The following is a 12,846-nucleotide window of genomic DNA, read 5'->3' on the forward strand; positions in this document are numbered from 1 at the left end:
ATATGATAAAAAGAATAATATATTTGTTTGCATGCTGTCTGGTGATCTGTTCGCTTGCGGGATGCGCAGGAAATGGAGACGACGAGGCAGATATGCCGGATGTGCACTCTCTGGCTGATATGCTCATGCAGAACGTGAAGTTTGAGGATTCCGTGGAGGAGGTCTCCTCTGAGACGGCGCTCAGATATTATGGTATAGACAGCGTTCAGGTGCAGGACAGTGCAGTGTACATGTCAACGGGAGCCACCGCCGAGGAGCTCGCAGTATTTCAGGCGTCGTCAACGGTCGATGCCCAGGGCATACTGGCGGACATGAAGAAAAGACGCGACTCACAGTTGCGGATGTACCTTGATTACAAATCGTCGGAGGCCGCCAGACTTGATGATGCGGTTCTGTATGTGCATGATACATTTGTGGTATACATGGTGTCCGATGACAGCGAAACGGCACAGGGAATAATAAGTGATTATCTGGAATGATCTTCCAGGTGATCATTTTTTTTGTCTGCATTTCCTTGTGTAACACCGGGACAGATCATTCATATTATAGTAATAAATCCGCTGTCAATAAAATAAGATAAATAAAGAGCGCTGTATGCGGTTGTAATTTTATGCACTGGCATGTATTATTATGTATAATGTATACAATATACAAAATACGAACAATTGACAGCTTGAGATATCAGCACTGTGGTGCGTTGCGCCACAGTGACTGAAAGTGGCTGAAAATGAGTTGAAGGTCAATAGAGAAAGAGGTATAGACATGGCAAAACAGAATTGGAAACCAGGAAATATGTTGTATCCGGTTCCGGCAGTTATGGTGAGCTGCCAGAGACCGGGAGAGAAGCCAAACATAGTGACGATAGCGTGGACCGGTACCATATGCAGCGATCCTGCAATGGTGTCCATATCGGTGCGTCCGGAGAGATATTCCTACGACATAATCAAGGAGACAGGAGAATTTACCATAAATCTCGTCACCGAGAAACTGGCATTTGCAACTGATTATTGTGGTGTGAAATCAGGAAGAGACGTGGATAAATTCAAGGAGATGAACCTCCATGCATGTGACGGCGTGAATGTGTCATGCCCGGCTATAGAGGAGAGTCCGGTGAACGTAGAGTGCAAGGTAAAGCAGGTAGTTGAGCTTGGATCCCACCACATGTTTATCGCTGAGGTGGTCGGAGTCCAGATAAGTGATGAATACATGGATAAGACCGGCAAATTCAACCTCAACAGCACGGGACTTGTCGCATATTCACATGGAGAGTATTTTGCACTTGGCGACAAACTCGGCAAATTTGGATATTCTGTTAGAAAAAAGTGATCGCAGGCTGAAAAGCTGCAGGGGAAATGTCACGGATAGGAGAGAAAATGGAAATATCATTAAAGGCATATGGAAAGATAAACCTCGGTCTCGACGTGGTCAGGAGACGCGAGGATGGATATCATGAGGTGAAAATGATCATGCAGACGGTCGATCTGTGGGATGAACTGACATTTTGCGATGTCACCACAGACGAGATCGTTATAACATCGGATTCGTCGGAGCTGCCGGATGTGAAGGATAACATCATATACAAGGCGTGCCGGATGATGAAGGATATATATGGAATAGACAAGGGTGTTCATGTAACCGTGGATAAACACATACCGGTTGCAGCCGGAATGGCAGGGGGAAGCGCTGATGCAGCGGCAGCCCTCAAGGCGATGAATATGCTGTTTGGACTGAACCTTTCCGATGAACAGCTCATGGAACATGGAGTGAAGCTCGGCGCAGATGTGCCTTACTGTATCATGCAGGGTACGGCACTCTCGGAGGGAATAGGAGAGATCCTTACACCACTTCCACCTATGCCGGACTGCCTGATCGTCATAGCGAAGCCGGCGATCGGAGTGTCCACAAAATGGGTATACCAGAACCTGAAGGTGGATCTGCTGGAGGAGCATCCAGATATCGATGGCATGGCGGATGCACTCAAGACCGGAGATCTGAAGGGAATAACAGACAGAATGGCAAATGTGCTCGAGACGGTTACGATACCTGCAAATCCTGTGATAGATTCAGTCAAGAAGCTCATAGCGGAGAACGATTCCATGGGAGTGCTCATGAGTGGCAGTGGGCCGACAGTGTTCGGAATATATGACAACAGGGATAAAGAACTGGCACAAAGAGTAGTAGATATGCTGCGTGAAAAGGACGAGATACAGGCTGCGTATGCCGTCAGCCCGTATAACATAAGAAGAGGTATGTGATGGATCTTAGATTGAATATGGATGAGTACCTGCCTCTTCGAGAGGTAGTGTTTAAGACTTTGAGGAATGCTATAGTTCATGGTGAGTTTGAGCCGGGGGAGAGACTTATGGAGGTCACTCTTGCGAAGAGGCTTGGCGTAAGCCGTACCCCTGTCAGGGAGGCCATGAGAATGCTTGAGCTTGAAGGGCTTGTGGTCATGATCCCGAGAAGGGGAGCAGAGGTTGCCAGGATAACGGCAAAGGATCTGAGCGATGCGCTTGAGATCAGGATGGCGCTTGAGGATCTTGCGGCAGGGCTTGCCTGCAAAAGGATAGACGACGAGGGAAAAGAGCGGTTGAAGCAGTCCTATGCCGACTTCAAGAAAGCGGTAAGCTCCAAGATAATCCCGGAGATAGTAGATGCGGATGTTGCATTTCACAATACTATAATGGACATGACGAACAATCCGAGACTGATCAGCATGTCCCAGAGTCTTCGTGAGCAGGTGTACAGATACCGCGTGGAGTATGTAAAGGATTTCAGCTATCACGACAAGCTTATAGCGGAGCATGAGGCTCTCATGAATGCGATAATAGCCAGGGATGAAGAGAAAGCCAAGGAGATAACCCGTATACATATATACGATCAGGAACAGATCGTGATCGCAAATGTTGTCATAGCACAGAAATAACAATATGCATAATAATAAATACCTGTATAAGAGGCGGAATGCGTGAAAACGTGTTCCGCCTTTTTACGTGTATGTCTGAATAAAAACTCATCCGTTGGACAAGATAGATTACAGAAGATAAACGGTATGTTGGAGGTGTTTACGGCGGACGATGGCTTCAATCAGTAAAAAAATAGACGAAAACATCACACAAATTGAGACAATGTTCGGTAACTGGAGCGATATCGTGGAGCGAAGGTTTGATCTGGACCGCTGTGCCTGGGGAGATGATCCGGCAATATACGTGGTGTATATAGATGGACTGTGCGATCATGAGTTGATTGAGAACACATTAATAAAACCAATAACCTGGGAATGGCGGAATAAAGACACGGCAGATCTGTGGGAGCATATAATCTCCTGCGAGGGTCAGACGGCGGATTATACCCAGGAAAGTGACATGGACAACGTTGTCAGGGCGGTTCTCAGGGGGGATACGGCTATATTTGTATCCGGGAGCGATCAGGCAATAGTAGTGTCATCGAAACATTTCCCTGTGAGAGGTATAGAGGAAAGCTCCACCGAGGGAGGAATGAGAGGGCCGAGGGACAGCTTCAATGAGAACTTTAGGACATCCACAGCTCTGATAAGGAGAAGGATCAAGGATGTACATCTGAAGCTGGAACAGGGGACAATGGGCGTCAGATCCAGAACAGAGTACGGGATATTCTATATGGAAGATATAGCGGAGCCTGAGCTGGTACAGCAGATAAGGGACACCATCGATAAGTATGAGATAGATGCGGTGTTTGACAGCGGTATGGCTGAACATCTGATGGAGAAGAAATGGCAGGAGATATTTCCGATATACCAGGCGACCACAAGACCTGACAAGGCGGCCGCGGCTCTGGTGGAGGGCAGGGTTGTCGTTGTGTTTGACAATTCACCTGAGGTCATAATTGCTCCAGCCACCATCAACACTCTGTTTCAGACGGCGGACGATTATTATAACAGATGGCCGGTGGCGACATTTGCCAGAATGATAAGGTATGTGGCAGCGTTCATTGCGGTGGGACTGCCGGGACTTTATATTGCGATCACCTGTTATCACAGGGAGCTGATACCCGACAAGCTTCTGTATGCGATAGCCGATGCGAGAAGCCAGCTATCGTTCCCCGTTGTAGTTGAAGTGCTGATAATGGAGCTTTTGTTTGAATTGCTCCGGGAGGCCGGGATACGACTGCCGAGCCAGCTTGGAAATACGATAGGAGTGGTTGGCGGTCTGATAGTTGGTCAGTCAGCCGTGGAGGCTGGGATAGTCAGCACCATGGTTGTGATAGTTGTGGCACTCACGGCTATAGCTTCATTTGCCATTCCGAATGAGGCGTTTGCGTCTGTTTTCAGATTGCTTAAGTTCGTAATTATAATCACCAGCGCACTTTATGGAATACTTGGATTTATCCTTGCGATGCTGGTTCTCGTGTTTCATCTTGCATCCCTGGACAGCTTTGGCGTGCCGTATATGTCCCCTGTCGTGACCTGTGCATACACTGGCGAGGGATATAAGGACTTTGTTGTCCGCGCGCCTATAAAGAAAATGATCAACAGACCTAAATGGAGCAATCCTGACGAGCGGCGCAGGTTGGTCAGAAAGAGAAAATAGATATGAATGATAAATATAATGTGACGTTTTCTGCCTTTTTTAAGATGGCTTTGCTTGTTTTGCCGGGGATGATAACTTTTGTAGCTACATTAATACCCTCATATTTTGGAAGAAATTGCCTGATTTTGTCACTTTTTTTGATGCTATGCATGGCTTTTGCTTACGTGATAGCACTATATATTGTATACATGAAGATTGATGAGAGAGGGAACAGCGAAAGCGGTAAAGTCAAAAATAGGACTATTGCATTGATTTATGGGGCGAGAACTGCCGTTAGGATGGGCTTGCTGCTGTTTGTCCTTGCCGAATGTTCCAGGCAGTTAATGTTGAAAAGATACACGGTAATTGCTATCTCAATCCCCTTGCTGCTTGCATGTTTGTATATGGGTAGCCGTGGCACAAGGGGGATGGTCAGGTTTGCGGAGTCCGTGTTCTGGTTCGCTGTCGCGGCGGGGGCTGTGGTCATTCTGTCTTCTGTGAGTAACCTTGATCTGTCAGTGCTTAAGACTGTGACTGAGATAGGAGACGAGGGCGGGGCGAATCTCACCATAAGTCGTGTCATGGCTAGGGGAGGACTGCTTTTTCTTGGATTCTCGGCTATGGAGACGGTGATGCTGGTGTATATACACGTCATTCGGAGACGAAGAGGAATGTTGTGTGCAGCCGTAGGCACAAGTACCATAATAGGCATTATCTGTTCGATAATTGTGATATGTACACTGGGTACGGGTGCGCTCATGGCTAAGGAGAAAAATATACTATATATAGTGGGAGCCATGGAACTGCCTGGCGGAGTGAAGCTCAGGCCGCTCATGCTGGTGTGTTACCTTGTCATCGTGTTCGGTGTGATGGCACTGGTTCCAAACGTCATAGGTGGATGGGGCGCTGTGGACAGACTGGGTGTTCGGCACAGATGGCTGTGGAAGACATTGTGGGCAGTCCTTGCATTTGCCGCATGCCTGTGGGCCGGGATGCTGCCCGGACAGCAGGACCGTATAAAGATCATCTCCGGATATCTTATTCTGGTGGATGTACCCCTGTCGATAATATTGCCGGCGGCATCGCTTGCCGGGAAATGGCCTGTAAAAAAATCTGCCGGACTGGCGGCGGTGTTATTGACGGCGTGTATATTGAGTGGGTGTGAATACAAGCCGGTGGAGGATGTGGACTATGTGAATGCGGTCATCATAGAGCGCAGCACGGAGGAGCCTGTCGGCGGCGGGCTGAGATACAGTCTGGTCATAACAGGACTGGACGACGATGAGGATTCCCTGACCGAGGAGGGGGTGTACCAGGTGGACGCCGGTTCACTTGCCGATGCTTGCAGAAGTTATAATGAGAGTCATGCGAAGTCCCTCGATACGAGTCATGTGGAGTATATAGTAGCGGAGAATACCCAGGTAATGAACGAGGCTGCAGCCGAACTTGAAAAGGAATTTGCTACAAGCTATGTGACTGTGGTGATAGAACAGAATATACTGGAGAAAACCGGGGATAACAATACAAATGAATATCTTAAGACACACTATGAAGGCCAGTGTCTGGCGACATACGCGAGAGATGGGATATGTGAATAGAGACTTAGATGATCAGGAGGTATTGTTTATGTGGAGAATGTTCAGGGCGGCCATACTGGGTGTCCTCATAGGAATTGTCGGCGGTGTGATATTTGGACAGGTTTCTTATGTGAAGAAATATAAGGATAAGGTGTCGAGGGAGATAATGGCGGATGCGGTCATGTACAACAATTCACTGGATGACAGTGGAAGGGTCATAAGGCTTAAGGTCGATTATGATGGCGATATGAAGTCTGAGGATGAGAGAGATGAGCTTGAGAGCTATGTGGGCAACACAGTCATGAAGCAGATCGGCATGTGGCTTGGGGACGACTACAATGAGAATCTGAGTTATATACAGATGCGCCACAATCTTGTCATGGCGATGGAGGATATAAATGACATTGCCCAGAGCGCGGCAAATGCGTGGGGCGTGGATGCCGATGCAAACTCCGGATTTTCTTATGAGTATTTTGGCGATTCCGGGGAGGACTGTCCGCCCGGAATGTATGAGACATTATGTATAGATCTGGGGGATAAGTGACGTTGAAAAGTTGATTCCCAGGTGTTATACTTTGACCTGTGGTGTGCCCCGGGTGCACCGCGGATTAAAGTATAAGGAGCACATGTCATGGCTAAGGAAAATTTGGTTGTAATATTTGGAGGAAGATCATCAGAGCATGAGGTTTCATGTATATCGGTACAGACAGTTGCCAAGGGGGTTGATCTTGAAAAGTATAATATGACATTGGTTGGCATTACCAAGGATGGAAGATGGTTAAAGGCAGATAATATAGAGAGTATAGCGGATGGAAGCTGGTATGACAGCAAGGTCACAGCAGTGATCTCACCGGACACCAGAAGAGAGCTTATAATTTTCTCCGATGCAGGTGTGGAGCGCCAGAAGGTGGACGTCATATTCCCTGTACTTCACGGTATGTATGGCGAGGATGGAACTATACAGGGATTGTTCGAGATGGCAGATATTCCATATGTTGGATGTGGCGTTCTGGCATCGGCAGCATCCATGGATAAATTCTATACGAAGATAATCGTTGATCACATCGGTGTTTCACAGGCGAGATTTGTACCTGTGCTTGCAGAGGATTTCAGCGACATAGACAGTGCTATGGACAGAGTTGAGGCTGAGCTTGATTACCCTGTATTTGTAAAGCCTTCAAAGGCCGGATCATCAAAGGGTGTAAATAAGGCGACTGACAGAGCTAGCCTTCTGTATGCGCTGAATGAGGCCGTAAAGCACGACAACAAGATCCTCGTTGAGGAGACGATAGTTGGACGTGAGCTTGAGTGCGGAGTCCTCGGTTACAAGGACAATACCAAGGCTTCGGGAGTTGGCGAGATACTTGCCGCTGCTGAGTTCTACGATTTCGATGCAAAGTACAACAATGCTGAGTCGAGAACGGTTATCGGCGCCGACATCCCTAAGGAAGCAGAGAATGAGATAAGGGAAGATGCTGTGAAGATATTCAAAGCACTTGACGGATTCGGACTCTCCAGAGTGGATTTCTTCCTTGAGAATGGAACAAACAGAGTTGTATTCAATGAGATCAACACACTTCCTGGATTTACAGGAATAAGCATGTATCCAATGCTGTGGAATGCTCAGGGATACGATATAAAGACTCTCGTCACAACTCTTATTGAGATGGCAAAAGAGAGATAATTTTATAAAATTACATAGATTGGAAGTTTATATGGTAAAGAATGTTACTGTGACAGTAGTTGGAGAGCAGAGGACGAGCAGGGAAGAGAACAACGTTGAACCCATAGAGCTTGTTACCAGGGGAAGCCTTCATGAGAAGGACGGGGTATTTTACCTGAAATACGATGAGTATTATGAGGATCTTGAGAAACCGGCGAGAAATCTGCTGAAGTTTGACAAATTAGGACTTGACCTGACAAAGAAGGGCGAAGTCAGTGCTGCCATGTCATTCAGACCGGGAGAGACCAGAGAGGCATTTTATTCTACTCCGGTTGGTATGATGAATATAAGCATACTCACTGAAGGCTATCAGCTCGTGGAGACGGAAAAGGGGCTTGGTCTGGTCGTGGTGTATGTGATGGATTATGGCAATGAATGTGTATCGTTTAACGTACTCAGGATAACCGTGGAGTGAGGATAGCTATATGGATGACGAGAAGGCGTTTGATGATTTTTTGTCTATAGATACGACGCTGTGTATAGGTGCGGAGCAGCCCACCGAGGAGAATAATATATATCAGGCGATTTACTACAGGGATCTTGTGACCCTGTTCAATGCCGTGTCCATGGAGCCGGAGGATACACTTGTTGATTTTGGCTGCGGACTGGGGCGTGTATTGTTCTATGGCAACTCAAGGCATTACTGCCGCGCCACGGGTATAGAGGCAGATGCTGACATATACGAGAAGCTTCTGGAAAATGCCGCGGGTTATCAGAGCAGATTTTATGATCAGGAAGACAGGATGAACTTCTATAACATTCCGGCGCAGGAGTATGAGGTTGCAGATGAAGATAATTATTTCTATTTCTTCAATCCATTTTCCCCGGAGGTGTTCAAGAAGGTCATAGACAATATAATAGATTCCGTGCGCAGGGCACCGAGAAATATATATCTGATGCTGTACTACCCGACATTTGAATATCAGAGAGTCATGAGGGACAGCAGGTATTTTGTGTTGAAGAATATCATCAAGTTGTCAGGATACGAAGAGGATCCCGATGAAAAAGTGTATGTGTATCACATGTCAAGATACTTTGTGTGATTTGCCACTTCGGCGCAACAGCAGATATAGGGCGATGAAGCCTGCGGCTGACGTGATACCAGTTGCAAGTATACAGCCTGTATGTGGCAGTGCAAATGGCAGCATCCCGGTGAAATAAGAAGATACGTTGATCGTTATGTGAAGAAGGATCGATGGCAGCAGGGAAGACGTCCATGTGGCGAGCAGCGCGAGAAGGATTCCCATGGGAAGGGCGTAGCAGAACTGGACTAAATTGCCGTGATAAAGGGCGAACAGCAGCGCTGACAGTAGGATGGCGATGGCATCTGAATGTCTGCATGTAAATGCACGTCTGGAAGAACTCAGAGAGATCCCTCTGAACACAAGCTCCTCACAGACCGGTGCAAGCAGCATGACTGTTGTAACTCTGAAGATACCGTTGTTTAGAGAGAATGATGAACGAACCATGTCTCTGTAACTGCCGAGAAGCTCTGGACGATGGAGCTCAATGGCGTTCAGTATTCCGGTCGAAAAGAACTGCAGACTGAGGCCTGTTATGACAATAAGTATAAAAATACAAAAACAGAACAGGAATGAGAGTGATCTCGTTCCTGTTCTGTTTTTATTGTTACGGTTATCTCCTGTGGTGAATACCCAAGGATATACATGGTGTATACATCCGCAGAGAATAATTATTATAACACATGATACCAGAGATGATGGAATAAGCCCATGGACAAAAGTTATGCATATCGGTGCGAGTAAAGCTATTCCAAGTTCGCGGAGGTTAATATGACATTTCTTCATATTGGGAATCTCCTTTCAAGCTGTTACATCTTCTGGATCTTTTTAGCTCTCTCTTTTTCTTCCTTGGCCTTAGCCTTGGCTGCGGCCTTCTGCTCCTTGCTGAGCTTTGACTCGGCTACATCCTTATCGTACATATCCTGATACTTTCTCTGCTTTGCACGAAGCTTCTCACCAAAGGTCTTCTTGCCCTTCTTCTCCTCGATCTTACCACGAACATTCTTGACGCTCATGATATAGATACCGCTGACCATAGCCTTTACCTCTCCGCGGACAGGCATCTGATCATATATACCGTCATCACAGATAAGATTCATGATCTGAGGTCCGATCTTGGCCTTTACTATAGGCATCTTGGCCTTCTGGTAACGCTTTGGTGTCTGTTCCATTACCATCTTAGGCAATCCGGCATCCTTCATAGGGAGCATCTTCTTGTCGATGACAAGCATCGTCACAGGCTGTGCCTGTTCCTTCATCATTTCCTTCTGTGCAGACTGCTTTTTCTGAAGCTTATTGCCCACTATGTATAATGCAATAAGACCTCCGATAAGTATAACTGCAACTATTATCAACCATACCCACCATGCCATGTTTAGTTCCTCCTGATTATATTTAGTTATTGGTGTTTTGTCTTGTCGTGATCAGATTATTATAGTCTGATCACTTTTTTGTTGCAAGGGGAAGATTCTTAACCCTTGATTTCTGAATGAGTGCCGGAATGGTTTCAAGAACCTCCTTGCGCTCCTTTGGCTTCAAGCCATTTATGTCGATAGGGTCAAGAAATTCGATGACCACCTTGTGACTTCTGATAAAGTTGTGCTTGTTGGCCTCCATGATATTGTCTGTTCCGCATATGGATACAGGTACGATAGGACATCCGGCCTTCTGTGCGATCTTGTATGCTCCGTCCTTGAAAGGAAGAAGTTCTTCGCCGTCATTTCTGTGTCCTTCAGGAAATACCATCATGGAATGTCCGGATTTTACGATATCAGCCGACTGCATGATAGTCTCCAGTCCCTTCTTCAGGTCGGACCTGTCAAGGAATGTACATCCTATGTCCTTCATATACCATGGAAGGATAGGAACCTTCAGGATTCCGTCCTTGGACATAAATCCCAGAGGCCTGTCCAGTGCGTTGTGACAGCACAGTATATCGAAGAAGCTTCTGTGGTTGCCGACAAACAGAATAGGCTGATCTTTGGGCACCCGTTCCAGACCTATGACAGTGCACTTGGCACCGCATATGAACATGACTATTCCAAAGAAGCCTTTGACCAGCTTCTGGGCATGGCGGTACGCCTTTTCCTGATCCTTCTTAGCCAGAAGGTACAGATACAGGTGATACGGAGTACACAGGATGATGCCCAGAAAGGCAAATAAATATGCAAATATTGTTCTCAATATTATAATTCTCCTTATGCTATTTTAAATGTTCCAGCATTGATTTGACTCGTCGTATGATTACTTCTCCTCAGAATCCTTCTTCTCCGGTATTGGAGTATATCTTCCATAGAGCTTTGATGTCTCAAGAAGCCTGTCTGACAACTGCTTGCCCAGGTCTGAGGCTTTGAATCTCCATGCCCAGTTGCCCTCTCCAACGCCTGGCGTGTTCATACGTGCCCATGAGTCGAGCTTTAGCACGTCCTGCATAGGAACGATGGCCATGTTGGCAACAGAAGAGAAGCATGCTCTTATCATAACCCAACAGATATCACTTGCATCAGTGCTGTAGTATCTTCTGAGCTTATCCTTTGAAGCCTCATAAGCCTGCGTATACCATCCAAGGGTGGTGTCGTTGTCGTGTGTTCCTGTATAGCATACACAATTAGGTGTATAGTTATGTGGAAGGAAGTCGTTCTCGTTTGGATTTTCAAATGCAAACTGAAGGATCTTCATTCCAGGAAGTCCGAATTTGTCTCTGAGTTCTATGACTGAATCATCTATCTCGCCGAGATCCTCGGCGATGATAGGAAGATGGTAGCCGAGATTAGCTTCGAGCTGTGTGAAGAAGTTCAGCCCTGGAGCTGGCTTCCACTCGCCGTTGATGGCGGTCTCCTCACCGTAAGGCACTGCCCAGTAACGGTCAAATCCTCTGAAGTGATCTATCCTGAGGAAATCTGTTACTGTGAGCTGATATTTGATTCTCTCTATCCACCATGCATAGCCTGTCTCGGTATGCTTTTTCCAGTTGTACAGAGGGTTGCCCCAGAGCTGACCGGTAGCTGAGAAATAATCTGGTGGAACACCTGCAACCTCGATAGGGTATCCCTTTGAATCCAGCAGAAACAGTTCCTGATTGGACCATACGTCTGCGCTGTCCCATGCGAGGAATATAGGTGTGTCACCTACTATACTGATTCCGAGATCATTTGCATATGTCTTGAGGGCCTGCCACTGCTCTGTAAAAAGGAACTGGAGGAAGTTGTAGTAGCCGATGCCGTCTGCAAGCTTCTTCTTCCATGCGGTCTTCTGCCTTGCGGTCGGCTTCTTCAGTGAATCATCCCACATGTACCAAGGCATTCCCTCGTGCGCATCCTTGCCTGCCATGAACAGAGAGTAGTCAGCAAGCCATGATGTATTCTTGACAAATGCATCGAACTTTGCCATGAGATCCTCGTCTCCTGACATATCATCTGCATAGTCAGCGTCGATAAATCTCTCGTACGCTTTCTTCAGAAGGCCAGTCTTGAATTCTATAAGTGTTCCATAGTCGATCTTCTCAGGATCCCAGTCAGGCATAGCTGAGAAGTCCTCGTCCAGAAGTAACTTCTTCTTTCTGAGGTAGTCGATATCGATGATAAGTGGTTGTCCTGCAAATGCTGAAAATGGCTGATAAGGTGAATCGCCAAAGCCAGTATGACCAAGTGGAAGCACCTGCCACAGATTTAATCCTGAAGCTGCAAGAAAGTCGATAAACTGATAAGCGCCCGGACCCAGATCTCCGATTCCATAAGGACTTGGGAATGATGTCGGGTGAGCCAGAATACCAGCGTACTTCTTAGGCTTTTTTCCGTTGTTCTGCTCTAACATAATCTATCCTCTTTTCATAATATGTAAAACCACAGAGCCATGCCACCTCACAGTCTCTTACGAGCCTGTTCGGCTGGTGTACGACTCTGCCGTGTTCAGAACCATGCCACCTCACAGTCTCTTACGAGCCTGTTCGGCTGGTGTACGACTCTGCCGTGTTCAGA

Annotated in this window: 14 protein-coding genes; 10 read left to right on the forward strand and 4 right to left on the reverse strand. The window is 46.8% G+C overall.

Annotation, left to right across the window (positions count from 1 at the left end; translation table 11 throughout):
* Positions 1 to 2 precede the first annotated feature (2 nt).
* From ARA78_RS09000 to ARA78_RS09045, 10 genes are all read left to right on the forward strand, one after another.
* Positions 3 to 479, forward strand: a complete 477-nt coding sequence (locus ARA78_RS09000; protein ID WP_055272042.1) for a DUF4358 domain-containing protein — start codon at positions 3 to 5, stop codon at positions 477 to 479.
* Between the two features lie 283 nt (positions 480 to 762).
* Positions 763 to 1,326 (forward strand): flavin reductase family protein, encoded by a 564-nt coding sequence (locus tag ARA78_RS09005; protein WP_055280403.1) that lies wholly within the window; start codon positions 763 to 765, stop codon positions 1,324 to 1,326.
* A gap of 47 nt (positions 1,327 to 1,373) precedes the next feature.
* Entirely contained in the window at positions 1,374 to 2,255 is an 882-nt protein-coding gene (gene ispE, locus ARA78_RS09010; protein ID WP_022217339.1) for a 4-(cytidine 5'-diphospho)-2-C-methyl-D-erythritol kinase, read from the forward strand.
* Complete coding sequence (locus tag ARA78_RS09015; protein ID WP_015534484.1) at positions 2,255 to 2,926, forward strand: GntR family transcriptional regulator; 672 nt, start codon at positions 2,255 to 2,257, stop codon at positions 2,924 to 2,926. The genes ispE and ARA78_RS09015 overlap by 1 nt, the downstream gene beginning before the upstream one ends.
* A gap of 151 nt (positions 2,927 to 3,077) precedes the next feature.
* Positions 3,078 to 4,568 (forward strand): spore germination protein, encoded by a 1,491-nt coding sequence (locus tag ARA78_RS09020; protein ID WP_022217338.1) that lies wholly within the window; start codon positions 3,078 to 3,080, stop codon positions 4,566 to 4,568.
* A gap of 407 nt (positions 4,569 to 4,975) precedes the next feature.
* Positions 4,976 to 6,145: a hypothetical protein gene (locus ARA78_RS09025; RefSeq protein WP_055280404.1), complete on the forward strand. Its 1,170-nt coding sequence runs from the start codon at positions 4,976 to 4,978 to the stop codon at positions 6,143 to 6,145.
* 28 nt (positions 6,146 to 6,173) lie between these two features.
* Positions 6,174 to 6,668, forward strand: coding sequence for a hypothetical protein (locus tag ARA78_RS09030; RefSeq protein WP_022217336.1), 495 nt, complete (start codon positions 6,174 to 6,176; stop codon positions 6,666 to 6,668).
* A gap of 87 nt (positions 6,669 to 6,755) precedes the next feature.
* Positions 6,756 to 7,808 (forward strand): D-alanine--D-alanine ligase family protein, encoded by a 1,053-nt coding sequence (locus ARA78_RS09035; protein WP_055280405.1) that lies wholly within the window; start codon positions 6,756 to 6,758, stop codon positions 7,806 to 7,808.
* Between the two features lie 31 nt (positions 7,809 to 7,839).
* The gene (locus ARA78_RS09040) at positions 7,840 to 8,262 is read left to right on the forward strand and encodes a DUF1934 domain-containing protein (protein WP_055280406.1); all 423 of its coding nucleotides are present in this window, start codon (positions 7,840 to 7,842) and stop codon (positions 8,260 to 8,262) included.
* A 10-nt stretch (positions 8,263 to 8,272) separates the two neighbouring features.
* Positions 8,273 to 8,890, forward strand: coding sequence for a histone methylation protein DOT1 (locus ARA78_RS09045; RefSeq protein ID WP_055280407.1), 618 nt, complete (start codon positions 8,273 to 8,275; stop codon positions 8,888 to 8,890).
* On the opposite strand, the gene ARA78_RS09050 is transcribed toward ARA78_RS09045, so the two are convergent.
* The 4 genes from ARA78_RS09050 to malQ all read right to left on the reverse strand — a co-directional run bounded on the left by ARA78_RS09050 (position 8,873) and on the right by malQ (position 12,682).
* Positions 8,873 to 9,655 (reverse strand): CPBP family intramembrane glutamic endopeptidase, encoded by a 783-nt coding sequence (locus ARA78_RS09050; RefSeq protein WP_055280408.1) that lies wholly within the window; start codon positions 9,653 to 9,655, stop codon positions 8,873 to 8,875. The genes ARA78_RS09045 and ARA78_RS09050 overlap by 18 nt on opposite strands.
* A gap of 23 nt (positions 9,656 to 9,678) precedes the next feature.
* Positions 9,679 to 10,242 carry a hypothetical protein gene (locus ARA78_RS09055; RefSeq protein ID WP_015534491.1) on the reverse strand — a complete coding sequence of 188 codons (564 nt, stop codon included), beginning with the start codon at positions 10,240 to 10,242 and terminating at the stop codon, positions 9,679 to 9,681.
* A 70-nt stretch (positions 10,243 to 10,312) separates the two neighbouring features.
* Positions 10,313 to 11,053: a lysophospholipid acyltransferase family protein gene (locus ARA78_RS09060; protein WP_055280409.1), complete on the reverse strand. Its 741-nt coding sequence runs from the start codon at positions 11,051 to 11,053 to the stop codon at positions 10,313 to 10,315.
* Between the two features lie 60 nt (positions 11,054 to 11,113).
* Positions 11,114 to 12,682, reverse strand: a complete 1,569-nt coding sequence (gene malQ, locus ARA78_RS09065; protein WP_015534492.1) for a 4-alpha-glucanotransferase — start codon at positions 12,680 to 12,682, stop codon at positions 11,114 to 11,116.
* Positions 12,683 to 12,846 lie beyond the last annotated feature (164 nt).

It is taken from the genome of Coprococcus eutactus (assembly GCF_001404675.1).
Classification (GTDB): domain Bacteria; phylum Bacillota; class Clostridia; order Lachnospirales; family Lachnospiraceae; genus Coprococcus; species Coprococcus aceti.

What these genes read in the sequence shown, in the direction of transcription:
- ARA78_RS09000 (WP_055272042.1), top strand. Translation starts at nt 3, where the DNA reads ATGATAAAAAGAATAATATATTTGTTTGCATGCTGTCTGGTGATCTGT.
- ARA78_RS09005 (WP_055280403.1), top strand. Translation starts at nt 763, where the DNA reads ATGGCAAAACAGAATTGGAAACCAGGAAATATGTTGTATCCGGTTCCG.
- ispE (WP_022217339.1), top strand. Translation starts at nt 1,374, where the DNA reads ATGGAAATATCATTAAAGGCATATGGAAAGATAAACCTCGGTCTCGAC.
- ARA78_RS09015 (WP_015534484.1), top strand. Translation starts at nt 2,255, where the DNA reads ATGGATCTTAGATTGAATATGGATGAGTACCTGCCTCTTCGAGAGGTA.
- ARA78_RS09020 (WP_022217338.1), top strand. Translation starts at nt 3,078, where the DNA reads ATGGCTTCAATCAGTAAAAAAATAGACGAAAACATCACACAAATTGAG.
- ARA78_RS09025 (WP_055280404.1), top strand. Translation starts at nt 4,976, where the DNA reads ATGGTCAGGTTTGCGGAGTCCGTGTTCTGGTTCGCTGTCGCGGCGGGG.
- ARA78_RS09030 (WP_022217336.1), top strand. Translation starts at nt 6,174, where the DNA reads ATGTGGAGAATGTTCAGGGCGGCCATACTGGGTGTCCTCATAGGAATT.
- ARA78_RS09035 (WP_055280405.1), top strand. Translation starts at nt 6,756, where the DNA reads ATGGCTAAGGAAAATTTGGTTGTAATATTTGGAGGAAGATCATCAGAG.
- ARA78_RS09040 (WP_055280406.1), top strand. Translation starts at nt 7,840, where the DNA reads ATGGTAAAGAATGTTACTGTGACAGTAGTTGGAGAGCAGAGGACGAGC.
- ARA78_RS09045 (WP_055280407.1), top strand. Translation starts at nt 8,273, where the DNA reads ATGGATGACGAGAAGGCGTTTGATGATTTTTTGTCTATAGATACGACG.
- ARA78_RS09050 (WP_055280408.1), bottom strand. Translation starts at nt 9,655, where the DNA reads ATGAAGAAATGTCATATTAACCTCCGCGAACTTGGAATAGCTTTACTC.
- ARA78_RS09055 (WP_015534491.1), bottom strand. Translation starts at nt 10,242, where the DNA reads ATGGCATGGTGGGTATGGTTGATAATAGTTGCAGTTATACTTATCGGA.
- malQ (WP_015534492.1), bottom strand. Translation starts at nt 12,682, where the DNA reads ATGTTAGAGCAGAACAACGGAAAAAAGCCTAAGAAGTACGCTGGTATT.